We start from the raw sequence: 26,474 nt of genomic DNA, 5'->3' as shown, positions 1-26,474 counted from the left end.
ACATAATGGTAAAGACCCGGGACAAAGTGAAACAAAAAGAAGCAAATAAGTTAATTCTAAAATATATAGAAAAGAGAATTTCTGAAGAGGAAAGTGACCTTTTGACCAAATGGATAGAAAGCGATGAAAATACAGTGCTTTTTAAGGAATATGTAGAACTCCATTCATTGCTGAATGCAAAACACCGTTTCGATCATCATCCTTCCTGGCAGAAGTTCGGGAGCTCGTTACAACACAGGAAGCGCGTGCGCCGCATCAGGATATTCCGGTATGCAGCTGCCTGTATATTCCTGTTGTGCCTTACCCTCGTTGTATTATACGACTCCTCCCCTAATGAAAAACAGGAAGAGACTACCACAAAAATGGTACTACAGGACATAAGGCCGGGTACAAACAAGGCGCTTTTACAATTGGGTAACGGTGATGAAATCGTTCTGGGAAAGGGCAATACTTTTATCGACAGTATTCATTACAGTACCGACGAAAGCCTGGTTTACAGTACCAATACGGGAAAACTCCGGGAAAATAATTTTAATATACTGACCATTCCGAGAGGAGGCCAGTTCAGGGTAGAACTGGCTGACGGAACTGTCGTATGGCTCAACTCGGATTCACAACTCCGGTATCCGGTATTTTTTCATCCGGGACAAACGAGGCAGGTAGAACTGGTATACGGAGAAGCCTACTTTGATGTGTCACCCGGCACGGAACACCAGGGAGATGCTTTCAAGCTTATTTCACCCGGCCAGGAAATAGAGGTTTTAGGTACGGAATTTAATGTCAGGGCCTACAAAAACGAAAAAAACATATACACCACCTTGTCCGAAGGGAAAATAAAAATCACCGGAGAGGGTTCGCAACAGCTTCTCCTGCCCGGACAACAGGCTGTTATGAGCCTGGATGACGGGAAAATTTCCGTAAACCAGGCAAATGTGTACAGGGAGATCTGCTGGAAAGACGGAATATTCAGCTTTGACAATACTCCGCTTAAAGATATCATGAAAGTGCTGTCCAGATGGTATGACGTGGATGTCGTCTTTAAAAACAAGGACCTGGAAAACCTGACATTCAACGGGGGGTTAAAGAAAAAACAGAACCTGCTCGATATTCTTGAAATTATAAGTGAAATGAATAATATAAACTATGAGATCAATGAAAATACCGTAATTCTTAAATAAAACAGGGGAACACAGGTTGAATTTCCTACAAAACAGACCTGTACTTCCCCCTTCTGATGCATTAATTAAACCATTAATCTAACTAACACACGTTGAATTTATGAAAATAGATTTTACACCCGTCCTTTTTCCAAAATTAAAAATATTATTCTCTTTTTTCATGAGAATTTTTATTCTTTTATTCTGTACGACAGTATTCGGTTTTTCTCCCAGGGAAGTTTTGTCACAAAACAGGGAAATTACTATCTCAGGCGACCGCAATTACAGTGTGGACGAGGTCTTCGACCTGATCAATCAACAGACAGAATATTCCTTTATTTACAGGTCTGACCTCTTTGCAGGTTTCCCGAAAATTTTTCTGAGGAAAGGAAACATCAATGCCAACAAACTCCTTGGAATGGTCATAAAGAAAAAAGATTTCAATATCATACTCACCAGTAACAACACCATCATTATCCGTGAGAAATCTCAGTTTAACAGGGTTCAGGAAGGAGTAAGCGGTACGGTGACCGACGATGAGGGTCTCCCCGTGCCCGGTGTTACCGTACGTATCAAAGGAACTTCTTCGGGAACTTTTACCGATATGGACGGGAATTATACCATTGCAGTACCCAACCGCGAAAATGTACTGGTTTTCACCGCAATGGGGTTTGAATCACAGGAAATAACCGTTAGGGATAAATCAGTTATTGACATTACCCTGGTCACAAAAGTGGATATGCTGGACGGTGTCACGATAAATGCAGGATATTATTCCACCTCCGAGAGAATGCGTACCGGGAACATCTCCAGGATTACCAGCGAAGAACTGAGCCAGTCTCCCGTGGTTAATCCGGTTGCTGCCCTGTCGGGGAGGATACCAGGTATGCTGATCACCCAGAACAATGGTAATCCGGGTTCCGGATTTGATATCGAGATCAGGGGTCGTACCCAGATAGATAAACTGAACGGCGCTTCAGACGAACCGTTAATTATAGTAGATAATGTGCCTATAGCAAGTGGTGGGGAATTTCTCGACAATATCGGTTCTGCCATAAGCGCCAACAGCACGAGCGGACTAAGCCCCCTGTACAATATTAACATGGCAGACATAGAAAGTATCGAGGTATTGAAAGATGCCGATGCCACGGCCATTTACGGGAGCCGGGGGGCCAATGGCGTGGTGCTGATCACTACGAAAAAGGGGAAATCCGGCACCCTGAAGTTCGACGCCAACATTTCAAGTGGTGCCAGTATGGCCCCTTTGCCCGACATGCTTAGTACAAAGCAATATGTGGCCATGCGAAAAGAAGCCCTGGGAAATGACGGACTGGACCTTTACGAACTGGCAAACAGCTCCAGGGCCTCAGACCGGAACCAGGTATACGACCTTGCACAATACGATACCTTAAGAGACCACAACCTTGTCAAACAGCTCATAGGTGGTACGGCCTATACTCATGATGCACAGCTTTCGCTTTCGGGGGGCAGTGAGCTGATCCAGTTCAGGCTCGGAGGTAACTATCACAGGGAAACCAATGTTTTCCCGGGAGACTTTCCCAATACCAGGGTATCGAGTTTCGTAAACATATCCACCAAAAGCCGGGACGAAAAATTTTCCGGGTCGTTTTCCGCCAGCTATACCGCTACAAGGAACACCAGCCCGTCTTCCGACCTTACTGCTTCCATATCACTTCCCCCAAATTACAAACTATACGAAGAAAACGGCGATCTGGCCTGGAATGAAGGGGGCTATGACAGCGATAATCCCTTGTCGTATATCTATAGAAAATACGAGGCAAAAACCAGAACGCTGAATGCCAATGCCTTTATCACCTATACCCCAATTAAAAACCTTATCCTGAAAAGTAGCATAGGATATAATCTCATCACAACAGAAGATGATAAGATCTGGCCTTCCACGGCATTTAACCCCCTGGACAGAACGGGAGCTGACGGATTATACTATCTGGGGAACAGTGAGTTTAAAAGCTGGATCTGGGAACCCCAGGTGGAATATACGCTGAAGCTTGGAAAAGGTGTTTTGAACACTCTTATCGGGGGGTCGCTGCAAAGCAATGAGCAAAACAGGTATTCACTAACCATCAAAGGATATGAAAACGACAGATTGATAGGGTCTCTGAGCCCGGTAACACCGGACATGTTCATGAATCCGTCGAGCAGCTTTTCACAATACCGTTACGGCGCCTTTTTCGGCAGGGTAAATTATGCTCATGACAATAAATATATCATTAACCTCTCCGGAAGAAGGGATGGTTCCAGCCGTTTCGGACCCGATTTCCGCTTTTCCAGCTTCGGTGCAATAGGTGCGGCATGGATTATCAGCGATGAGCATTTCATGCAAAACCTTACCGCTGTCAGCTTTGCGAAATTCAGGGGGAGTTATGGCGTAACCGGAAACGATAAGATAGGTAATTACAAGTTTCAGGATGTATACGCTACTCAGAACGGGTTTTCGGGGCCGGGGAGTTATGACGGTGAAGTTGCCCTGATCCCGGAATCGTTATTCAAGCCTACCCTGCACTGGGAAAAGAATATAAAGCTGGAGTTTGCAATGGATGTGAATTTTTTCATGGACCGCCTGAGGCTCTCCGCCGCCTGGTACCGCAACAATTCTTCCGATCCGCTGGTAAATTATCCGCTTCCCCTTATTACGGGCTATGCCAATGTGGTGGCCAACCTGGAAGATGTGCTGGTTCAAAACCGGGGCTGGGAACTGATGTTGTCCTCGACCAACATCAGCAACGGGAATTTCCGATGGACCACCAATTTTAATATTACTATTCCGAAAAACGAACTCAAGAAGTTTCCGGGACTGGAATCATCGAGCTATAGCAGTGATTTTATCATCGGAAAATCACTCAACACAGTCATTTCCGGCCATGTGGTAGGAGTAGATCCCGAAACCGGTCTGTACCGCATGAAAGATTATAACGGCAACGGAACCTATGAGCCTGCCTATGATAAAGGAGGAGGCGATTTCAGGCCATTGCTGGACACCGACCCCAATTTCTACGGCGGATTGAGGAATACGTTTTCCTATAAAGGGTTTAATCTGGATATTTTTTTCCAATTCAGGAAAAAGAAAGGCTTTAGCTGGCTGAGTTCATATGCTTCTTCCCTGACACAACCTATCGGGTATGTCGGAAAAAACTATCCCTCCGTAGTCCTGAACCGCTGGCAAAATCCGGGAGATACCAATCCCATTCAAAAATATACCACTACCGCCTCCTTTCTGGATTTATACGACCTGAACGGAGGGCATGCCCCCAGCGTATTTTCCTCAATGATGTATACGGATGTTTCTTTTATCCGGTTGAAAAATGTGGCACTGTCCTACCAGTTTAAGAAAAAAGTACTGAATCACCTCGGGCTGAGCTCCCTGTCGGTGTATGCACAAGGCCATAATCTCCTCACCATAACATCCTATAATGCCGGTGATCCGGAGACCGCTACACTGCGGTCCCTTCCCCCGCTCAGAACCGTTGTTATGGGAATTCAACTCAGTCTTTAATCCTTAAAGAAATTACTGTTATGACATTCATGAAAAATAAAAAAACACGATTTCTCCGCTTCCTGGTATTCAGTATCCTGACATCTTTATTGCCGATAGGTTGTAACGATTTTGTCGATGTAGACCTGCCGCCGGAGCTACTGGACACCAAAGAAGTCTTTTCTGACCAGGGATCTGCAAATGCAGCGGTAAGAGGCATTTATGCCTATGCCACCGGCAGTAGCTCCATAACATACCTCACCAGCCACATCGGACTGGCATCGGATGAAATGGAACGGGCAAGTTATTCCTCCTCCTATCTGGAATTTGCCATCAATGAAATTGACCCGACCGGGTCGTCGACCACTAATCTTTGGCGCGGGTATTACAACATTATTTACCAGTGTAATAACCTTATCGGCAATATCGCAGGCTCTACGGCACTGGAAGAAAAAACCAGACAACAACTTGCCGGAGAAGCCAAATTCATGAGAGCCCTGAGTTATTTTTACCTGGTAAACCTGTACGGGGAGGTTCCTCTTGCACTTATTCCGGATTACGAGGAAACGCGGTTACTGCCGCGTTCACCGGTTTCTGCGATATATGACCAGATCATAATGGACCTTAACGAGGCCAGAACATCGCTAAGCGAAGACCTTTTTACCCTCGCAGGAGAAAGAATACGTGCCAATAGATGGGTCGCCACAGCACTCCTGGCCCGCGTACAGCTATACCGCGAAAACTGGGAAGAGGCCGAAAGTCTGGCCACAGAAGTAATAAACGCCGGATTCTACGAACTGGAAGATCTCGACAGGGTATTTTATGCAGATTCCGGGGAAAGCATACTGCAATTTGCCAATGCAGGATCGAACCGTTATACCAACGTTCAGCTCACTGCGAATGCCATAGAGACCCCCAGGGTATTCCTGACCGAGGTCATGGCGGGGCTGATCCTGGAAGAAGACAGCCGGAGATCGGCCTGGCTTACGCCTACGGGAAACGGCCCCCTGAAATACAGGGCCTATTCCAATACGGCAGGTCCGGAAACCGAAGAAGCCAATATGGTTATCCGTCTTGCCGAAATGTATCTCATACGGGCAGAAGCCCGTACACATCAAAACAATCTTACGGGAGAGAACAGTGCAACATCAGACCTGGATGTCATCCGCTCCAGAGCAAATCTCGGAGGTGTCACGGCTGCAACACAAGCGGCCATGCTACAGGTCATTTACGACGAAAGAGCCCGGGAACTGTTTGCGGAATGGAGCCATAGGTGGTTCGACACCATAAGGACAGAAAGGGCAGACGAAGTGTTCGGATCGTATAAGGAAGGATGGGACCCTGCAGACGTCATATTTCCCATCCCTTACGACGAAACGCTGAAAAACCCCAACCTCAATTAGGATAAGGAATACGAAATAAATCAAACATATAAAAAAACACGAAATGATTAAAAAACTTGCTTGTCTCTCCAGCGTATTATTACTGACTTTCTGTAGTAAAAAAGAAAAAACCGGATTTACCGTTTCGATCGAAATGGAACAGATGGAACATCCTGATGCCAGGGTGTATTTATCCAGAAAACCCTATAAAATAAAGCCGGAAGACATTATTGATTCGGCGTCTTATGAAAATAATATGTTTATCCTCGAAGATACCTTAACGGAACCGCAAATCGCCTTTCTGATATTTGATCCTTCCGGTAAAGGCCTGCAGGAACTGAAACCGGGAAACGACATGAAAATGCTGTACCTGGAACGGGCAGATATTTCTGTTCGAGCCAAGGATTCCCTCGCCAATTCAAAAATTCAGGGGTCAAAGATCAACGATCAGTATGAAGAATATATCAATGCCATAGCCTTGCCTGAATACATCAAGGAAAAGCTCCATACCGAAGATATAAAGCAGGCGGAAGGCGAAGAAAAGGAGCGCCTGATAAAAGAAATGAACACCGTCCTTATGGAAATGATACGGATAAAAGATTCCCTGAGGTTTGTTTACATCAACAATAACCCGGACTCCTATTTCAGCCTTGAAGCCCTTGACAAACTGAAAACAAAAGACGATCCCGAAAAGCTCAAAAAGCTGTACGGAACCTTATCCCCGGAACTCCGGAAGCTGAGATTCGGAAAAGAGGTTTTGGCCGGTTTGGAGAAAGCCAATGAGAACATAGGGGATATGGCCACAGATTTTGCTCAAAACGATCCCGATGGCAACCTGGTAAAACTCTCCGATTACAGGGGAAAATACCTTCTGGTCGATTTCTGGGCCTCCTGGTGTGGTCCCTGCAGAAAGGAAAACCCCTATCTCGTAGCGGCCTATTCCAAATATCACGATAAAGGCTTTGATATCCTTGCCGTATCCCTGGACACCAAACGGGACGAGTGGCTGAAAGCCATAGAGGAAGAGGACCTTGCCTGGCGCCATGTGTCGGACCTGAAAGGCTTTAAGAACAAAGTCGCCCTCCAATACGATATAAAGGCCATACCCCAGAACCTGTTAATAGACCCGGAGGGCAGGATCATAGCCAAAAACCTGAGAGGGTACGTGGTAGAGAAAAAACTGTCTCAAATTTTTAAATAAACGTCTGTTATACACAGGCATTAAAAGCACTACACATGAATATTGGAAAAAAGGTATTCCCGATACTCTCCCTGATCGTACCGCAAATCATGCCGGCACAGGCTGTCCCCGAAGTAGATTTTACGCCGGCCAACTTGGTCAGCGGAAAACTTGCCAACGGCATGCATTATTATATCATGCACAATGAAGAACCCAAAAACAGGGCCTCCTTTTATTTTGCCCAGAATGTCGGCTCCATACTGGAAGAAGACCATCAGCAGGGGCTCGCCCATTTCCTGGAGCACATGGCCTTTAACGGCACCCAAAACTTCAGGGATAAAGGCATGCTGGAATACCTGGAGAAGAACGGGATTAAATTCGGGGCGGAGATCAATGCCTTTACCAGCTTCGACGAAACCGTATACAACATAAACCAGGTACCGGTAACCAATAAACAGCTCATGGACTCCGTACTCCTCGTTTTGCACGACTGGTCCGGGCATCTCTCCCTTACCGATACCGAGATCGACAACGAACGGGGTGTCATCCGGGAGGAGTGGCGTTCCCGGAATACCGCCGGTTTCCGGGCCTCTTCGAAAATATGGCTCGACGGACTTCTGGTGAATTCAAAATACAGTGAGCGCATGCCTATCGGAAAGATGGATATCGTCAATAATTTCAAGTACGATGAATTGCGGGACTATTATCACCGATGGTACCGCCCGGATCAGCAGGCTGTGATTATCGTAGGAGATATCGATACCGGCGAGATGGAAAACAAGGTAAAAGAGCTCTTTTCCTCCATCCCCCTGAAACCGGGGCTTCCCGAACGTCCCGAATTCGGTCTTAAGATCAATAAAGACCTGATATACATCAATTCCAGCGACAGGGAACTCGGAGATCCTTCCGTCCAGTACTATATCAAGCGGAACACTCCGGATGTTTCCGGTACGGAAAGAATAGAATTGGAGACTACCCGGAGCTTTACACAATATATTGTAAATAACCGCTTCTCCGAGCTAAAACTGAATAAAGAGAGCCCGGTACTGAACATGTATTTGAGCACACAGGAATTCGTAAGGCCATTAACCGTTATGAATTACGTGATCCAACCCAAAAAAGACAGCCTGCTGCCCGCCCTGCAATACGCCATGACAGCTTACAGGCGCTTCGGGAGATTCGGGGCAACCCCGTCCGAGATCGATCGTGCCAGAGCCTCCCTGAGATCAAGCCTGGAAAGCAGTCTGAAAAACAGGAACAAGAGAAATAATGATTCTTATGCAAAGGAATTATACACTGCTTTTTTCCGGGGCGAGCCCGTGGCCGACTATGCGTGGGAACTGAACTACAAGCTGAAATTCCTGGACAAGATTACCAATGAAGACATTCTCGGGTTTCTCGGGGCATTTCACGGCAGCGAGGGTCATGTAATAGGCATTACCGGTACGGACCAATATGAGTACCCGGACAAGGGGGAAATCATTTCCTTCCTGGAACAGGCCGAAAAAGAGCAACTGCATCCCTTTGAAGACACGGTCACAGATGAAACCCTGGTCGATGAGACCATAAAAGAAGGGAACATTGTCTCTTCAAAAGATCTTGAGGGGATCAACGCAAAATTATATACTCTATCCAATGGCCTGCAGCTGGCTCTTTTTCCTACGGATTTTGACAAGGAAAAAATATATATGCAGGCATTCAGTCCCGGCGGACAATCACTTCTTGACGAGGAAGAACTCCCTCATGTATTTATCTCCTCGTACCTGGCCTCACAGTCGGGATTAGGGGATACAGACTATATTACCCTTAAAAAAATGCTTGCCGGAAAGCAAACCTCAGTGAATGTCAGCATAGACGGCTTCTGGGAAACAGTGAAAGGCTTTTCTGTGCAACAAGACCTCGAGACCCTGTTTAAACGAATCTACCTGACATTCACCAGGCCGCGATTTGACCGTTCGGCGTTTGAGCGGATCAAACTCAGTATGACATCAAACCTCAATTCGAAGAACAACGACGTCTCAAGTGCCTTTAAGGATTCTCTTACCATGGCTGCCAACGGTTACAGTACACGCCAGATACTTTTTGATCAGCAACTTATCGATAACGTAAGCCTGGAAGGCGCTGCTTCGGTGTTTGCCAGCCGTATCACCAATGCAGGGGATTTCATATTTGTCTTCGTAGGAGATTTTGACGAAAAAAAGCTTCTGGAACTTGCCCGGAAATACCTCGGAAGCCTCCCTTCGGGAGAAAAGGAACAATACGTTGATCATCATATGTTTCCCCAAAAACCCATGACCAGGATCCACCTGAAAAAAGAAATGGAAACCCCGCAGAGTACAGTATATGTTTCTCTTATCGGAAAAATGCCGTATTCGAGGGAAAAAGCCATGGAGATCTACAGTATTGGACAATTGTTGAAAAAGAAGTATATGGACCGGATACGGGAAGAAGAAGGAGGAAGTTATGGAGTCAGTGCGGGGGCTTCGCTCAGAACCGTACCGGTGGGAAACTATAAGCTGACGGTTAGCTTTAAATGTAATCCGGACAAAGTAGATAAGTTGCTGGCCATCGTTTATGAAGAACTGGACAGATTGTCTGAAGAGGTCGACAAGGAAGATCTTGCGGAGGTTAAAAGCAACCTGAAAAAAAACATCCTTGAAAACCAGGACAAAAACAGTTACTGGCTGAGAAAAATCACCAGTAGCCTGCAAAATGGAATTCCCATAACCGGCAAGGAGGAATCCATTGCTCTGGTAAATGATATTTCTCCGGAACACATAATGACCGTTGCGGGAAAAATAAAAGAGAACGGCAATATCGTGGAAGGGGTTTTACAGCCGGAAGATCATTAATCTGCCGGACCCACTTCAGGATGTTTACGGATTGCTCATAAAAACAGGCGACCTGCCAGGAACTAAACCGGAAGCAGAAAATATCTGCTTCCGGTTTTCTTCTCTTTGACCATCCCAAAGCCGGGACCGGAACCTGTTTATCTTATTCGCCTGCCATAGACAGCTGTATGCGCTTCCTTTGCAGGTCTACATCCAGCACCTTCACCATTACGTGCTGATGCAGCCTGACCACACTGTTTACATCACTTACAAATTCCCTGCTGAGATTGGATATATGCACCAGGCCGCTTTCCTTGATCCCTATATCCACGAAACAGCCAAAATTGGTGATGTTGTTTACAATGCCCGGAACGGTCATTCCTGCCCGTACATCTTCTATGGTTTTCAGATCCTTGCTGAACTCAAAAACGCCGGCTTTCTCCCTGGGGTCCAATCCCGGTTTTTCCAGTTCTTTCAATATATCGTTCAGGGTAGGAAGCCCGATAGTGCCGGAACAGTATTTTTCCGGTTTAATCCTGCTTATATACTCCTTATTCCCTATCAGCTGGCGGACTTCAACCCCCAGGTCTGCGGCCATCTGTTCCACAATACCGTAACTTTCGGGATGAATGGCCGAATTGTCGAAGGGGTTATCACTTTGCAATACGCGAAGAAAAGCCGCGCTCTGTTCAAAAGCCTTGTTGCCGAGGCGGGGCACTTTCAGCAGTTCCTTTCTCGACCGTATTTCCCCCTTTTCGCCCCGGTAGGCCACGATCTTTTCTGCCAGGGAAGGCCCTATTCCGGAAACGTACCCCAGGAGGCTGGAACTTGCCGTATTGACATTAACCCCGACACTGTTCACGCAACTCATCACTACGGCATCGAGTTCGGTTTTCAGCAGGGACTGATCCACATCGTGCTGGTACTGCCCCACCCCTATGGATTTGGGATCGATCTTGACGAGTTCCGCCAGCGGGTCGGCAAGCCTGCGGCCTATGGAAACTGCTCCCCTTACGGTAACATCGTAATCCGGGAATTCCTGCCTTGCAATGGCGGAAGCGGAATATACAGACGCCCCGCTTTCGTTCACTACAAAGACCTGTATGTCCCGGTCGAAGGCTGTTTTCCTGACCAGGGCCTCGGTTTCCCTGGAAGCCGTACCATTGCCGATGGCAATGGCCTGTACCTGATAGGCATTGACCAGCGACCTCAGCTTTTTCATCGCCCGGGCCGATTCGCGCTGCGGTGCATGCGGGTATATGTTCTCGTTGTGCAGCAGGTTTCCCCTTTCGTCCAGGCATACAATTTTGCACCCGCTTTTATAGCCAGGGTCTATCCCGAGTATGCGCTTCTCCCCGAGGGGTGCGCCCAGCAATAGCTGCCGCAGGTTGGACGAAAAGACATTGATGGCCGTGGCATCTGCTTTTTGCCTGGCTTCCCTGAGCACCTCATTGGACACTGCCGGATATAACAAACGCTCATACCCCTCTTTTACCGCTTGCCGTACACAGGATGCCGACGCTGAGAGTTCGTTGCGCAGAACGGCCCGTTCCACGCTTCCGACAGCCCGTTCCTTATCCACCCCTATCTTCACCCGGACCACTCCTTCCTTTTCGGCACGGAGCATGGCCAGCAAACGGTGGGACGGACAGCGGTACAGGGGTTCGCTCCAGTCGAAATACTGCCGGTATTTCTGGGCCTGTTCGTCGCTCTCCTTTCCCTTGACCGCTGTTGCGGATATTTCGGCATGACGCGAGAACATGCGCCGGAGTATCTCTCTCACCCTTCCGTTCTCACTGATCCATTCGGCCATAATGTCTACCGCGCCCTGCAGGGCGTCCTCTACCGTTTCCACCTTGTCATTGACAAACCGCAACGCGGCGGTTTCGGGATCGGCCCCGGACCGGGACATCAGTATTCCTGCCAGGGGTTCCAGACCCTTTTCCCGGGCCACCCCGGCACGGGTATTCCGCTTTCGCTTAAAGGGCAGGTAGAGGTCTTCCACCCCGGTAAGGGAGGCGGCCTCCTCTATACTTCGTTTCAATTCAGGGGTAAGGGCTTCCTGCTCCTCTATAGACCTGAGTACAGACTCCTTTCGCTTCTGCAATTCTTCGAAAGCCGCTTTCAGTTTTTGTATTTCCAGGATCTGTACCTCATCGAGGTTACCGGTCATTTCCTTACGGTAACGGGCGATAAACGGCACGGTACTGTCTTCTTCCAGCAGCTTCAATGTGCTGGCAACACCCCTTCCGGGCAGGCTGGTATGACGGATAACATATTCCTGCAGTTTCTCCATAAAAAATTTTAAAAAGAAAAAGCATACCGGGTAAATGGTTTCCGGTATGCCCCTTAAGTGTTATTCAGGTCCTTATTTTGTTCCGGGAGTGGTCTCATGCCCCCCGGTAAACGTTACACTTTTCAGAATGGATTCGAGTTCAAACATGTAATCACGCTTATCTTCCGAGGGCGCGAAGGTAAGTCCCTCCAGTACCAAAAGCCGGTTGTTTGCCTCATCCCTGATAATATAGTTTACAAAGGGGCCGGCCATCGAAAAGTTCTTCATTTCCCATATTCCCTTGGTTTCCATCGTCGGCTTCCCGGCAACGGTAATATCAAACACATAGGGCGCGTAATCCTTCTGGGTTACCATATACATGCCTTCTTCCCTTCCGGGAACGTATTCCTTACCGATGGAATCGTGCATTTTTATAAAGGCATCGACCCTGTCGCTATCGTTATCGGGAATCGCATCCAGGGGCAGTTGATACACCAGAATATGCATGGTTCCTTTCGGTATTACCCGTTCCATCCATATAAAATTATCTTTCTGTGTTCCTGTTTTGTATACCGAGGGCATTTTCAGGGTAATCCCGAATTTCTGTTCCAGATAGTTTTCCTTGTTCGGAGAGATCAGGAACCTTTTCTGATTGGCCTTGACATCGTTTTCCTTAAAGGCATGGATATATTCATCGTGGGTCTTCCCGATGAGGTCTATAAGTGTCTGATGGTCGGAAGCCTGTATCACCCCCACCTGCTGGGGCCGGGCATGCACATCCGTTTTAAGCCCGGAATATGCAGCCGAATCATTTTGTATCAAAAGTATGTTCCTGCTCCTGGTCGTCGTACCGCTAAACACGGAAGGCGGTATCTGGTGCAGGGTAAAAAGAGGCTCTATGGAAGGCAGCCCGTCAACCGGCGCCGCGTAGAAATCCCGTATTTCATCTCCCACTTCACCGTTCCAAAGTTCGTTATCTATAACGACGGCAAGGGAGTTAATGGCCCCGACCGAATCCGGAACGTATCCTCTTTTGCCTTTTTTCTCCTCTTTACACGCAGTAAAAAAAACTATTGCACATAGCATTAAAACAGCAGATCGCCAGAAATGCCTACAGGGAACATTTTCGGATTTCCGCCCGTTGTCCGGCAGTTTCACCCGGCAAAGGGCAGTCTCGTCATGTTTCATTTTTTCAGGTTTTAGTGGTTCCAAGAAACTGTTTAAATTTTATCCTTTGGTTCTTTTATGCGTCTTTTTTTACCATACTTCGGCTATTTGTTCCCCACGTAGCTATGGCTATGTGGCTCCAAATACCCTCGTCTGGCAAAAAAATACACTATAAAATATTCCAAAAACAAAATCAAACAGTTTCTAACAGTTACAAAGCTTCAGCTTCATTCCCGGTTTTAGTTTATCGCCACTAATATCGTTCCATTCTCGTATATTCTTTATGGAAATTCCCTGAAATTTTCTCGAAATGGTCCAGAGTGTATCTCCGCTCTTTACGGTATATATCCTGTTTTCGGGTGCATTCTGAACATCTTTGGTACTTTTTGCCGCCGCAAGCATCGCCTTCCGGGAGTATATCGTAAGCTTCTGCCCTATTTTAAGGCGGTTATTCCTGAGCCCGTTCCACTTTTTGATGTCGCTTACCCGCACCCCGTATTTGCTGGCTATCCGGCCCAGGTAATCTCCCTTCCTGACCCTGTAGGTAAGACTGCTGTTCTTTTCAAAGAACTGCGGAAGGGGTTTTTCCTTTTTGGCCTCTTCGGCTTCTATATGGGCATATATGGCATTCTCGTTGGTAATAAACTTTCCCAGGGCCTCGGAAGGCAGGCGCAACGAGTGTACCTCTCCCTTGATACACGGCACGACATCGAGTTTATAGGCCGGGTTCAGGAACTGCAGTTGCTCGACTTCAATTCCCACAATTTCAGAGACCTGGTCAAAGCTGACCGACCGTTTCAGGTGTACCGTATCGGTCTCGAAATAGGGCATTTCCGGCCGGGGAACTTTTAGTCCGTGTTCATCCGCATATTCGAAAATATACATCATGGCCAGGAACGAGGGTACGTAGCCGGCGGTTTCCCTCGGAAGGAAAGGCCGGAGGTTCCAGTAGTTCTGGTATCCTCCGGAACGCCGTATGGCCTTGGACACATTTCCGGGGCCGGAGTTATACGCTGCCAGCGCCAGGTCCCAGTCGCCGAATATTTCATAGAGTTTTCCCAGGTATATACAGGCCGCCTTGGTAGACTTTACCGGGTCGCTCCGCTCATCTACATACGAACTGACTTCCAGCCCGTACATTTTTCCCGTGCTGTACATAAACTGCCAGATCCCGGTAGCACCGGCCCAGGACCTGGCCCTGGGGTTCAGGGCAGATTCGATAATGGCCAGGTATTTCATCTCCAGCGGAATGTCGTTATTGTCAAGTTCCTGCTCAAACAGGGGAAAATAGTACTGGCTCTTCAGCATGGTTCGCTCCAGGAAGCCCCTTTTGTTCTTGAGAAAATTCTTGATAACACTCTCGAGCTCCGGGTTATACGAAACGTTAAAAGGTGTTTTTTCATTTAAGGCCTCGAGACGGGCCTTTAATACGTCGGTAGGAAGTTCGCTGTACGCTATGTCTTTGTATTCCATCGAGCTGATGGCTTCGGCAATGGTATCGAAAAGACTGCTGTCATAGAGTTCCTTTCGCCACATGCTGTCTATACGCGCAGCGAGCACGTTATCGCGAAGTCGGAATTTGCCATCTACCTTTTCTATGGTCACATCGGGAATTATGGAGTCGTTGTCCCTCCCGGTAATTACAGGTGTTCCTGAAAAGTCGCTTTCCTGCTTCCGGTCTGCTTCTGCAATATCCTGCGCATGGCCCGGAACGATCAATACAATAAATAAAAGGGTAGTAAAAAAGCTCTTCATCGGGTTTAGGTTATTTTTAATAAAACAGAAATTCCGTAAAAATCGTATTTTTCGTTTAAATAATAGCCTTAGAGGATGTTAAAATAAAAAATCCCCGCCTTTATTCGCAAAAGACGGGGGTATATTCTCAATCAACAGGGCAGTAAGCGCTTACGCTATTCCAGTATGGCGGCAATTCCCGGGAGTGTTTTTCCTTCCAGGCTTTCCAGCATGGCCCCTCCCCCGGTAGATACATAGCTCACCTTATCCTCGAACCCGAACTGTTTTACGGCGGCTACGGAATCTCCGCCGCCTACCAGTGAAAACGCTCCCTTTCTGGTGGCTTCCTCTATGGCATAACCTATGGCCTTGGTGCCGTTCTGGAAGCGTTCCATTTCAAAAACCCCTATAGGGCCGTTCCAGAGTATGGTCCTGGACTGCAGGATGACTTCTCTGAACTGCTCCAGTGTTTCCGGCCCTGCATCCAGTCCCTGCCATCCGTCGGGAATCTGGTCTACGGGAACTTCCTGTGTATTGGCATCGTTGCTGAAATCATCGGCAGCAATAACATCTACGGGCAAGTGTACCTTTACACCTTTTTCTTCGGCCCTTTTCAGGATGTCCAGAGCGAGTTCCTGCTTGTCATCCTCACAAATGGAATCCCCGATCTTTCCTCCCTGTGCCTTCACAAAGGTATAGGTCATGCCTCCCCCGATAATAAGATGGTCTATCTTGTCCAGTATGTTTTCTATAATGGTAATCTTGGAAGAGACTTTCGATCCTCCCAGTATGGCGGTTACGGGTTTTTCACCGTCTTTCATCACCTTGTCAATACTCTTTATCTCCTTGGCCAGCAGGTATCCGAAACACTTTCTTCCCTCAAAGAACTTCGCTGCGATAGTGGTCGATGCGTGGGCGCGGTGTGCCGTACCGAAAGCATCGTTTACATAGATATCCCCCAGCTTTGACAGCTGTTCTGCAAAAGCTTCGTCTCCCTTTTCCTCCTCGGCGTGAAACCTGAGGTTTTCCAGCAACAGTATCTCGCCGCTCTTAAGGTTGGCGACGGCCTCCTCTGCCTTTCTGCCTACGCAGTCTTCTACAAAATTCACCTTCACACTGATGATGTCCGATACCGCCCCTACAATGTGCTTCAGCGACAGGGCATCCTGGGGCTGCCCTTTCGGACGCCCGAGATGGCTCATCAACACCGCGCTTCCCCCGTCTTCCAGTATCTTGATAATCGTGGGTTTTGCTGCCTCTATACGTGTAGTATCGGTAACGTTGAACTCCCCGTCGAGGGGCACATTAAAATCTACCCGGATCAATGCTTTCTTTCCTTTGAAATCGAAATCATCTATGGTCTTCATAAAGTGTGTATTTACGGTTTTAAAACAAGTGTTCCCTGTCTGTCATAAAGCTAAACAGGGATACTATGGAGCACAAATGTAATTAAATATTGGTTTTCCGAACCAGCGGTTTTATTAGAATATTGTTAAATACCCCATATTTGGGGAAACACGCTATATTTGCCATATGCTATTCAAAGATATTCTCGGACAGGAGCACATAAAAAAGCACCTTACGGTAAGCGCAGACCAGCAACGCATTCCGCATGCACAACTCTTTGTGGGCAATGAAGGCAGCGGGGTACTCCCGATGGCCATTGCCTATGCCCGGTATGTGCTTTGCGGAAACCAGGGCGGGGAGAACGATACGGGAAATGCTTCCTGCAACCTGAAGTTCGACCACCTGGCACATCCCGACCTTCATTTTGCCTTTCCCGTAGCGGGCAACTCCAGGGTGAAATCGCACCCGGTGAGCAATCACTTCCTCGAGGAATGGCGGCAGTTCCTGAAACAAAAACCCTATGGCACGCTGTTCGAATGGTACCAGTCCCTGGGCATTGAGAACAAGCAGGGGCAGATCGGTGTGGACGAAGCCCAGGACATCGTAAAATCACTTTCGTTAAAATCGTATGAAGGCGGTTATAAGGTGATGATCATCTGGATGGCGGAAAAGATGAACATTGCAGCGGCCAACAAGCTTCTCAAACTCATAGAAGAACCTCCGCAAAAAACGCTTTTCCTGCTCCTTGCAAAGGACGAGGGACAGATTTTGCAGACCATTCTTTCCCGATGCCAGATACTGCATTTCCCCCCCCTGTCGGAAATAGCGGTACGCACCGGGCTTACCGCCCGGGGCATCCCGGAAAACGAAGCGGTAAAAATTGCCCACCAGGCCAATGGCGACTACAACAAGGCGCTCGTCCTGGCCGACAAAGACCAGAACGACCTGACTTTCGAGACCTGGTTTATTACCTGGGTACGCACTGCCTTCAGGGCCAGGGGCAACAAGGCTGCCATTCACGACCTCATCGCCTGGGGCGAAGAGATCGCGGCAACCGGCAGGGAAACACAGAAACTCTTTCTCCACTATTGTATGGATGTCTTCAGGCAGGCATTACTCCTCAACTACAATGCTCCGTCGCTGGTATTTATGGAGTTCCGGACGGAAAGTTTCCGGCTGGAAAAATTCGCACCCTTCGTAAGCGGCAACAATATCAACGGGATCAACGGAGAATTGCAGGATGCCATCTATCACATAGAGCGCAACGGCAATGCCAAGATCATCCTTACCGACCTTTCCATAAAGCTCACGAGGTTGCTGCACAGGGCTTAGGGCACCGGATGGCGGTTCAGACGCAGGACATTATATTTTTTTGTTCCCTTTTATCTCTTTAACTTAGATGCTAAGCGAACAGGAAACCATGAAAAACGTTGTGATCATCGGTGGCGGGGCCTGTGGGTCGGCTGCTCTTATAGAACTCCTTATCCTTACTATTACCGGGAAACTATACAAAAAGGTCCGTTTCACCCTCATAGAACGCAGTGCCCGCGTAGGTTACGGGGTCGCTTTCGGCACCGAACAGAGGTCGCACCTGCTGAACACCCAGGCCGACCTCATGGGGATCTACGCTTACGAGCCGGGCCACTTTGCCGAATGGCTCCGCAATCGCGGGGGAAAGGAAAGAAGCGATGTCAAGGGCGGCAGTGACGAGGAAAGTGCCTATACCAGCAGGATACTGTACGGGCATTACGTAGCGGGAGAACTGGAAAAAAACATCGGAAAGGCCCGGAAACACGGGATCTCCGTAGACCTGATACACGCAGAAGCCACGGAGATAGACCGCCTGGAGAACGAGCAGCTGACTGTAATGCTGGACAACGGTTCTTCCGTTACCGCCGACGAAATACTGCTGGCTCCGGGAACTCCCAAGCCCAATTCCTTTAAAGAATTTGGTGCACTCAGGGAATATATCGACTTTCCCTGGCCCGTACACCGCTTACGGGAAAGGATAGAAAAAAAGGATCACGTAGGCATCCTGGGAACCAGCCTCAGCGGGATAGATACCGTCATGACCCTGGTGGATAACGGGCACCGTGGAAAGATCACCATGTTTTCGCCTGATGGCATGCTGCCCAGGGTACAGCCTGATGAGGCCGGTAATATAGAAAAACACCATCTCACCCTCCAGAACCTGCACCGGCTAAAACGGCAGAAAGACCACTCCCCCACCGTAAAGGAGCTTTTCCGGCTTTTTATAAAGGATGTAGAGGCTGCCGAAGGCAAAAAGCCGGACTGGAAAGCCATGAAACGCCGTGCCAGGCCGCCCCTGCCTTTCCTCGAAGACGATATCCGGCTGGCGGAAAAGGGAGGAGATACCGTACTGAACATGACGTATGCGCTGCGCTACGATACCTCGGTGATCTGGGGATGGATGGACCCCGGAGAACAACAGATGTTCCGGAAGTGGCTCGGAAGCTACTGGAAGGCCAACAGGCATGCCATGCCCCTTTACAATGCCCGGAAGATCGCCGCCCTGCTCCGGGAAGGGACCCTGGAAGTCGTAGCCGAAAACGAAAAAGTGGAATTCGACCGCGGAAGCAGGCAGTTCCGGATCCATACCGCTTCGGGAAGGACCCACAATGCGGACAAACTGGTGAACGCTACCGGAAGTGCGGGAAAACTGGAAGAGATGGACAATATTCTACTGGAAAACCTGCTCAAGAAAAAATACCTTCAACCCCACCCCTTGGGCGGTGCCGTTATCGATCCGCATACCATGCAGTGTATCTCGGAAAAGGGCGGAACGCACATCTACGGCGTGGGACACCTGGTAAACGGAATGCTGATGGATGTGAACGCCGTGTGGTTCAACGTAAGGACCATAGCCCGGATGGCCACCGGGATCATTTCTAAAATTACCCGGAATGGACGTTCTTAAGTCGCTTTACTTCAATTTATTTCCCTATCTCTGTTTTATTCCGGCAGGTTACATCCTGAGCAGGCACAAGCTGGTTCCCAAAGCTTATATCAACAAGCCCCTGCTCTTTGTACTCCTGCCTGTACTGGTCATAGACAAGGTGCTGGAAGCCCGTGCCGCCAACATAGCCATTCTGGCAGTGATGTCTTTCTCCCTGTCTGCCTTGATGCTGCTGCCGGCCGTATGGGTAAAACACAAACTGAAACCCTCGCTGAACATCAATATACTGAAGAGCAGCTATGCCTACTTTAATGTCGCTTTCTTCGGCATTCCGGTAGTGACTGCCCTGTTCGGGGAAGAAGGCATTACCATACTTATCTGCATTTACATAGGGTCGGCACTCTACGGCAATATCTTCGGGTTTATACAGGTGGCAAAATCGAGGTTCACTACGCGGAAGGCTGTAAGCGAAGTGTTTAAAGTTCCTTTTATCTACGCCATAAGCCTGGCGCTTATCCTGAAGGTTTTTAACGTACATTCTCCCGCGATTATGGGTCCCGTAAGCCGCGCTCTGAGTGTTCTCGTTTCAGTTGCCGGAATGACCATTATCGGGATGAGCCTTACCCATATAAAATTCCGGGCGGTTTCATGGAACTACTATGCCCGGATACTCGGTTTCCGGGTTCTGGCAGCCATCGCTGTTGCAGCGCTCCTGTTATTCCTGGAATACAGGCTGATAAACGGGCTGAACCCGGAAGAACGACAGGTCATGGCCCTTGTATCGCTTTTTCCCATAGCGGTCAATCTTGCGGTTTTTGCTTCCTTCCTGAAATCACGGGAAGAAGAAGCGGCTTTACTGATCCTGCTCTCTACCGGATTGTCGCTCGTACTGGTCCCTCTCGGGGCTGTCTTATTGCAGGGTTTTTACGAAAACGGAATGCTGTGATCCGGTAGTGCTGCCAGGCAAACCGGCTCTCATCTGCCGCCTCCCTGTTTTCCCGCAAAACGGGAAGGGGTTTGCCCGAATTCCTTTTTAAATGCCCTGCTGAAATAATTGGGGTCGCTGTAACCCACGTTATAAGCGACTTCGGAAATACTTTTTCCGGCCCTGATCCACCGGCATGCCTTTTTCATACGAATCCTTTTTATATACCCGGAAGCGCTCAATCCCGTTACCTGTTTCATTTTAAGGTGTAGCAATGACCGGCTTATCCCTGCCCGGTCGGCCAGGGTTTCCACTCCGAATTTGGGGTCCTGGTAGTTCGCTTCGACCAGCGACACTATTTTCCGCAGAAATTCCCTGTCCCGGTTATTGGCCGGCATGGGTATATCGTCTTTTATCCCGCTGATCGGGGAAAACCGGTTTTCCAGGTTTTTCCCGGTCTCGAGCAGGTTTTTTATGAGCAGTTCCAGTTCCCTGAGATTAAAGGGTTTGGACAGATAGGCATTGGCCCCGGCCGCAAGGGCATCCAGTTTGAGCTGCTCTTCGTCCTTTGCGGTCAGCAGCACAAAGGGGATATACCGGGTTTCCGGGTTCGATTTTATTCTCTTGCAGAGATCTATCCCGTTCAGCTCAGGCATTTTTACATCCGAAACGATCAGGTCGGGGGTATTGTTTTTCATTTTCTCCAGTACCTGCATGCCGTCTTTTGCAACGATGACATTAAACCTCCTTGAAAAATGTTTCTGAAGAAAGCGCATCAGCTCGGTATTGTCTTCTGCGATAATGATCTTGTAATTTCCCCCGGAAGCCGGAGTTGATGTCTCGTCAGGACCGGTATTTTCACCGTCACCCGTATCCCCGGGAAGCAGGCCTGCTGCCCTGTTGCCCGCCACCGGTGCGATCTTATGGCTTTCAGGGGCCTTTAACAGCAATGGAAACCGCACATTGACCTTCGTCCCTTCACCGGGTTCCGAAGCGATGTGTAACGACCCTTCGAGAAACCCGGTCAGGCTTTTTACCAGGGCCAGCCCCAGGCCGGTATTCTGTGACTTTCCTTCTCCGTCGGTCCGGTAAAACGGCTCCGTAATATGCGCTGCCTGCTCCGGCGACATCCCGTTCCCGTTGTCGGTAACATCGATGTCCATAAGGCTCCTTTTCCGGCTGTCGAGTGCCGTACTTATCGCGACCTGCAGCGTGATCGTTCCGCCTGCCGGGGTATTTTTCAGGGCATTGGATATAAGATTGGCTACGATCATTTCCACCTTTTCCGGGTCGAAATAGCAGTGGTATTCCTTAAAATGGCTTTTAAAGGTATATTTGACCTCTTTCCGTGAAAAAAGCGGGGTAAAGGCATCGAAGGTATTCCTTAAAAAAAGTATGATGTCTCCCTTTCGAAGTTCCAGCCTGGCATGGTCGGTCTCTATTTTCCGGAATTCCAGCAACTGGAATATCAGCTGGTTCAGTTTTTCGGCACCCCGCTTTACGGAAAGCAGTTCTTCGGGAGGGGAAGCCCTGTTCACACTTTCCTTAAAATACTTTTCCACCGAGGCAATGATCAGCGTTAAGGGGGTTTTGAACTCATGCGAGATAAAGGTGAAAAAATTGAGTTTGTGCTGGTTGAGCTCCCGAATCTTTTCCTTCTCCAGCCGTTCCATCTGTACGGCCAGTTTCTGTGCGTGTACAAAACGCACAAAACGCCAGTAGGCATAGATGAGCAGCAAGCACAGCAGGGTGTACAGCGCATATGCCCCGTTGCTTTTCCAGAAGGGCGGCAATATGGTGAGTTGTACCTGTTTTTCATTGTTGACGGAGGTGAATGGCAATGTCCTTACCCTGAACACATAATCTCCCGGCTCCAGGTTGGTATAGGTGGCATTGTTCTTTGTTCCCACCCTGTTCCAGTTTTCGTCGAAACCGTCCAGTTTATAGGCATATCGCACCGATGCCCCCTGCAGGTAGTCAATGGCATTGTATTCCAGGCCCAATACATTCTGGTTGTGTTTCAGCACAATTTTTCCAACATAGTTAAGGTCCTCTTTCAACACCCCGTCCCGGTCAATGGGCACCGCCTTGTTAAAGAGCTGCAGCCCCGTAAACCTGATCCCGGGAGCGCCGGGGGAAACATTCAGCTTGCCGGGGTCGATGACATTCAACCCGTTTATGGAGCCGAAATAAAGCCTTCCCCGTGCATCCCTGTAGAATGATTTGAAGTTGAACTGGTTGGTGCTCAGGCCGTCTTTCACTTCCAGGTGCAGCAATTCGGTACTGCCGGGCGTATATACACTGATCCCGCTATTAGTGGATATCCACAACCTGCCTTCATCATCTTCAAGCATCCCGTAGGTGTTCTTGTTGGGAAGCCTGTCATTCAGCATAAAGGGAGACAATGCCCCCTGCCCGTAATCGTACCTGAAGAGCCCGTCGTTCAGCGTACCGAACCAGATGGTGCCGCCGGAATCTTCATAGGCGCTGATAAAATGTCCCCTTTTTTCATCGGAGACCGTATACCGGACGAGTTTTTTCCGGTCTGTCAGGTACTGGTATACCCCGTTGTGGCGCGTACAGAACCAGAGGTTGCCCCGGCGGTCTTCAAGGATGTCGTACACAAACTTATCGCCCAGTTCTCCGGGCATAAAAAGATGAAACTCCCCCGAACCATAATCGAAGGTATTAAGACCGTACTGCGTGCCTGCCCACAACGTGCCGTTCCGGTCCTGTAAGATGGCATATACATAATTATTGGACAGGGAACCGGAAGTATCCCCGCTATTTTTATATACCGTAATGGTCCCGTCCTTTTTGTCATAGCGGTTTATTCCTCCCAGAAATGTTCCTATCCATACATTTCCCTGCCCGTCCTCTTCTATGGCATGAACATTATTACTGCTCAGTCCGTCCCGGGTGGTCAGGCGGTCAAAATGTTGCCGGTCGGGGTGGAATATGCTTACGCCCCCGTCTTCCGTCCCGATCCATATCGTCCCGTCGTCCAGCCCGGTGATCTGGCTTACGGCCTTTCCGTTAATGGAATTCCGGTAGTCCCCGGGCATGTATTTCCTTATCCCGTTGGACCCCGGCATGGTATAGTTAACCCCCCCGAAATAGGTCCCTGCCCATATGATATTGTCCCTGCTCTGGAACAAACTGTACACCGACTTATCAGACAGTGTTTCCGGCTGCACGTTAAAAGACTGGGTATAGTTGATTACGGAACCTTTCTTCCTGTCGAACACAAAAATACCGCTCTCGGTGCCCAGCCATAAATTTCCCTCCGTATCTTCCAGAATACTGCGGATCACCTCGGCTTCGATATTGTCCCTGTCCGTCAGGCCGATGTGGTTGAATCTGTCTTTGCCGGTATCAAAATAAAAAAGTCCGTGAGAAGTTCCCATCCACAAGGTGCCCTCCGAATCCTTAAAAAGGGTGTTGATTGTATAGACATTCTTTGCCGTATTGTTATAAGGGCTTTCCGGCAAACTGTATTCGCTTATTACCTCTCCCATATTGTTGATCAGCAGTATACGCTGGTGCAGCGCCACCCAGAACACATTGGTCCTGAACGCCGCCATATCCTGTATGGCCATTCCCTCCAGGAGCAATGTTTTCTTCTTCCCTTCTATTTTAAAAAGCCCTTGCTGCGTTCCGGCAAAAACGGTACTGTCCGGAGTCTCGAAAATGGTGCTCACCGCTACACCGTGCAATATCCTTTCAAACCTGTGTGTCTCCGGCACATACCGGTCCAGTCCCTTGTATGTTCCTACCAGTAATCCCGAATGAGTGGCCCGTATCGCATTGACCTCACTGTCGCTCAGGCTGCCCGGTCCGCTCTTGTCATGCTTGAAGGTGGTGATCCTGTTTCCGTCAAAACTGTTCAGCCCCTCCCTCGTACCGAACCACATTACCCCGTATTCGTCCTGGGCAATATCGTATACCGTACTGTGCGACAGTCCTTCCTTTACCGTGATCTTTTCGAAAATACGCTCCTGTGCCGTACTTGTGTGATTCGGGAAGCATACGATCAAAATGATCGTGTAAGCCATATGTTGTCTGAATGTTTTCATGTAATAAATAAACAGGTGTCAAAAGGTTTGTCCTTAAAAGAGTGTCATTCTGCCGGAAATGGACAATAATGCTATCAGATTATACAAAAATACAGTCAGATGTTTACGTATTCATCTAACATTACACCGTCAAATAATAAAAATATGCTTGTTTGAGCAGCTAAAATATAAAATATGGCAATAAAAAAGGTCATTTATTCAACATTCCGAATAATGGGCCGACAAAACAAAAAAGCTGAACCTTTAAACATAATGAACATTTATCACCATGAATAAAAGAGTACTATCACTGTTCTTTTCCGCGCTGGCCCTTACCGGTTGTTCCGGGGAGAAAGAAGACGGGAGGCCCAACATCATCATCATCATGGCCGATGACCTCGGGTTCTCCGACCTGGGGTGTTACGGAGGGGAAATACAGACTCCCAATCTGGACAGGCTTGCCGAAAACGGGGTCCGGATGGGGTCGTTCTACAATACTTCGCGCTGCTGCCCTTCGCGTGCAGCAATGCTCACCGGCCTGTACCAGCACCAGGCCGGTATAGGGCGCATGACCAAAAACATGGGATTGCCCGGATACCAGGGCACGCTGGACGATGAAACCGTGACTATCGCCGAAGTGCTCAAACAGAGCGGATACCAGACCGGAATGGTCGGGAAATGGCATGTTTCGGAAACCCCCGAGCTCGAAAAGGAAAAACAACTGAAATGGCTCTCACACCAGGAAGACTATGGTGATTTTGCCGATGTAAAGACCTATCCCACAGCACGGGGTTTCGACCACTATTACGGAAATATATGGGGTGTCGTGGATTTCTACGATCCCTTTAGCCTGGTCAACGGTACCGAGCCGGTAAAGGATGTCCCCGACGACTTTTACTATACCAATGCCATAGGCGACTCTGCCGTAGCCTATGTAGACCGCTTTGCCGCCGGCAAAGATCCCTTCTTCCTGTATGTCGCCCATTGCGCGCCGCACTGGCCGCTGCAGGCCCCGGAGGAGGTGATCGACAAATACACCGAAACATACCGCCGGGGATGGAAAAATATACGGGCGCAACGGTACCGGAACCTGATCGAAGCCGGGATCATACAGTCCGGTACCGGCCTTCCGGAATTCATGTTCCCCGAAAAGGAATGGCAGAGCAACCCCGACAGGGAATGGGACATCCGGGCCATGGCCACCCATGCGGCCATGGTAGACATCATGGACCGGACGATAGGGAACCTTGTAGACAAGCTGGAGGCCACCGGAGAACTGGAGAATACCGTTATCTTTTTCCTTTCAGACAACGGCGCCAGCTCGGAGCACCCCTCCAGATACGGCCCCGGGTTCGACCGGCCGGGAAGTACCCGCGACGGAACGCCCATTGCATTCCCTGTGGAAAAAGATGCCCTGCCCGGACCGCAGACGGTGACCTCCGGCATCGGCCCCGAATGGTCTCATGTGGCCAATACTCCCTACAGGTACTGGAAGGCAAGGGTATTCGAAGGAGGGATAAAAACACCTTTTATCGCCCACTGGCCGGCAAAACTTCCGAAAGGGGAGATACGTACTTCGGCAGCACACCTTACCGATCTTATGGCCACCTGTATTGATCTCGCAGGGACTACCTATCCGGAGGAGTTCAACGGACATTCCGTGACTCCCACTCGCGGCCACAGTATCATCCCCATACTCTCCGGGGAAACCGTCGGGAATTCGCAGGAAGAGTACTTCTGGGAGCACTTCGGTTCTGCGGCCCTGCGACAGGGCGACCTGAAGCTCGTAAAGCTCGACAACGGCAGTGACTGGGAACTCTACGACCTGAAAACCGACCCGACGGAGACCCGCAATGTGGCCGGGAAGCACCCTGAAAGGCTGGAACAAATGAAAAAACGATGGCAGGAACTGGCCGAAGAGCTCCTCGCGCATCCTGCCCCCTGACCCGTAAATATCAAACTAATCCGAATACAATTTGAACATCATCCT

General features: G+C 48.9%; 14 protein-coding genes. 9 read left to right on the top strand and 5 right to left on the bottom strand.

The annotated features are described in order from the left end of the window. Window positions 1–26 precede the first annotated feature (26 nt). From DN748_RS07715 to DN748_RS07695, 5 genes are all read left to right on the top strand, one after another. A complete protein-coding gene (locus tag DN748_RS07715) occupies window positions 27–1,178 on the top strand; it encodes a FecR family protein (RefSeq protein ID WP_161554504.1) in 1,152 nt (383 codons plus the stop codon). Between the two features lie 160 nt (window positions 1,179–1,338). Continuing rightward, window positions 1,339–4,692 carry a SusC/RagA family TonB-linked outer membrane protein gene (locus tag DN748_RS07710; protein WP_161554503.1) on the top strand — a complete coding sequence of 1,118 codons (3,354 nt, stop codon included), beginning with the start codon at window positions 1,339–1,341 and terminating at the stop codon, window positions 4,690–4,692. Window positions 4,693–4,721: 29 nt separating this feature from the next. Further along, window positions 4,722–6,074 (top strand): RagB/SusD family nutrient uptake outer membrane protein, encoded by a 1,353-nt coding sequence (locus DN748_RS07705; RefSeq protein WP_161554502.1) that lies wholly within the window; start codon window positions 4,722–4,724, stop codon window positions 6,072–6,074. A gap of 43 nt (window positions 6,075–6,117) precedes the next feature. Beyond that, window positions 6,118–7,254, top strand: a complete 1,137-nt coding sequence (locus DN748_RS07700; protein ID WP_112371210.1) for a TlpA disulfide reductase family protein — start codon at window positions 6,118–6,120, stop codon at window positions 7,252–7,254. Window positions 7,255–7,289: 35 nt separating this feature from the next. After that, complete coding sequence (locus tag DN748_RS07695; protein ID WP_112371209.1) at window positions 7,290–10,085, top strand: M16 family metallopeptidase; 2,796 nt, start codon at window positions 7,290–7,292, stop codon at window positions 10,083–10,085. Between the two features lie 142 nt (window positions 10,086–10,227). Here DN748_RS07695 and DN748_RS07690 read toward each other — a convergent pair whose 3' ends face one another. The 4 genes from DN748_RS07690 to DN748_RS07675 form a co-directional block, all read right to left on the bottom strand. Then, window positions 10,228–12,360 carry a Tex family protein gene (locus DN748_RS07690; protein WP_112371208.1) on the bottom strand — a complete coding sequence of 711 codons (2,133 nt, stop codon included), beginning with the start codon at window positions 12,358–12,360 and terminating at the stop codon, window positions 10,228–10,230. Between the two features lie 72 nt (window positions 12,361–12,432). Beyond that, window positions 12,433–13,527, bottom strand: coding sequence for a DUF4837 family protein (locus DN748_RS07685; protein WP_236636812.1), 1,095 nt, complete (start codon window positions 13,525–13,527; stop codon window positions 12,433–12,435). A gap of 183 nt (window positions 13,528–13,710) precedes the next feature. Beyond that, on the bottom strand, window positions 13,711–15,261 hold the full coding sequence (locus tag DN748_RS07680) for a LysM peptidoglycan-binding domain-containing protein (RefSeq protein WP_112371207.1): 1,551 nt from the start codon (window positions 15,259–15,261) through the stop codon (window positions 13,711–13,713). A gap of 155 nt (window positions 15,262–15,416) precedes the next feature. Further along, entirely contained in the window at window positions 15,417–16,607 is a 1,191-nt protein-coding gene (locus DN748_RS07675) for a phosphoglycerate kinase (RefSeq protein WP_112371206.1), read from the bottom strand. Window positions 16,608–16,773: 166 nt separating this feature from the next. Between DN748_RS07675 and DN748_RS07670 the strand changes: the two genes are divergently transcribed. The 3 genes from DN748_RS07670 to DN748_RS07660 all read left to right on the top strand — a co-directional run bounded on the left by DN748_RS07670 (window position 16,774) and on the right by DN748_RS07660 (window position 20,450). Further along, the gene (locus DN748_RS07670; RefSeq protein WP_112371205.1) at window positions 16,774–17,919 is read left to right on the top strand and encodes a DNA polymerase III subunit; all 1,146 of its coding nucleotides are present in this window, start codon (window positions 16,774–16,776) and stop codon (window positions 17,917–17,919) included. Window positions 17,920–18,007: 88 nt separating this feature from the next. Further along, window positions 18,008–19,525: an FAD/NAD(P)-binding protein gene (locus DN748_RS07665; RefSeq protein ID WP_112371204.1), complete on the top strand. Its 1,518-nt coding sequence runs from the start codon at window positions 18,008–18,010 to the stop codon at window positions 19,523–19,525. Then, window positions 19,512–20,450 carry an AEC family transporter gene (locus DN748_RS07660; protein ID WP_112371203.1) on the top strand — a complete coding sequence of 313 codons (939 nt, stop codon included), beginning with the start codon at window positions 19,512–19,514 and terminating at the stop codon, window positions 20,448–20,450. The genes DN748_RS07665 and DN748_RS07660 overlap by 14 nt, the downstream gene beginning before the upstream one ends. Window positions 20,451–20,479: 29 nt before the next feature. On the opposite strand, the gene DN748_RS07655 is transcribed toward DN748_RS07660, so the two are convergent. Beyond that, on the bottom strand, window positions 20,480–24,484 hold the full coding sequence (locus DN748_RS07655; protein WP_161554501.1) for a hybrid sensor histidine kinase/response regulator transcription factor: 4,005 nt from the start codon (window positions 24,482–24,484) through the stop codon (window positions 20,480–20,482). A gap of 289 nt (window positions 24,485–24,773) precedes the next feature. Between DN748_RS07655 and DN748_RS07650 the strand changes: the two genes are divergently transcribed. Then, window positions 24,774–26,429 (top strand): arylsulfatase, encoded by a 1,656-nt coding sequence (locus tag DN748_RS07650; RefSeq protein WP_112371201.1) that lies wholly within the window; start codon window positions 24,774–24,776, stop codon window positions 26,427–26,429. Window positions 26,430–26,474: the final 45 nt, after the last annotated feature.

The organism is Sinomicrobium soli (genome assembly GCF_003285545.1).
Classification (GTDB): domain Bacteria; phylum Bacteroidota; class Bacteroidia; order Flavobacteriales; family Flavobacteriaceae; genus Sinomicrobium.
The sequence above is the reverse complement of the archived record's forward strand: the minus strand, read 5'-3'. Positions and strand labels throughout refer to the sequence as shown.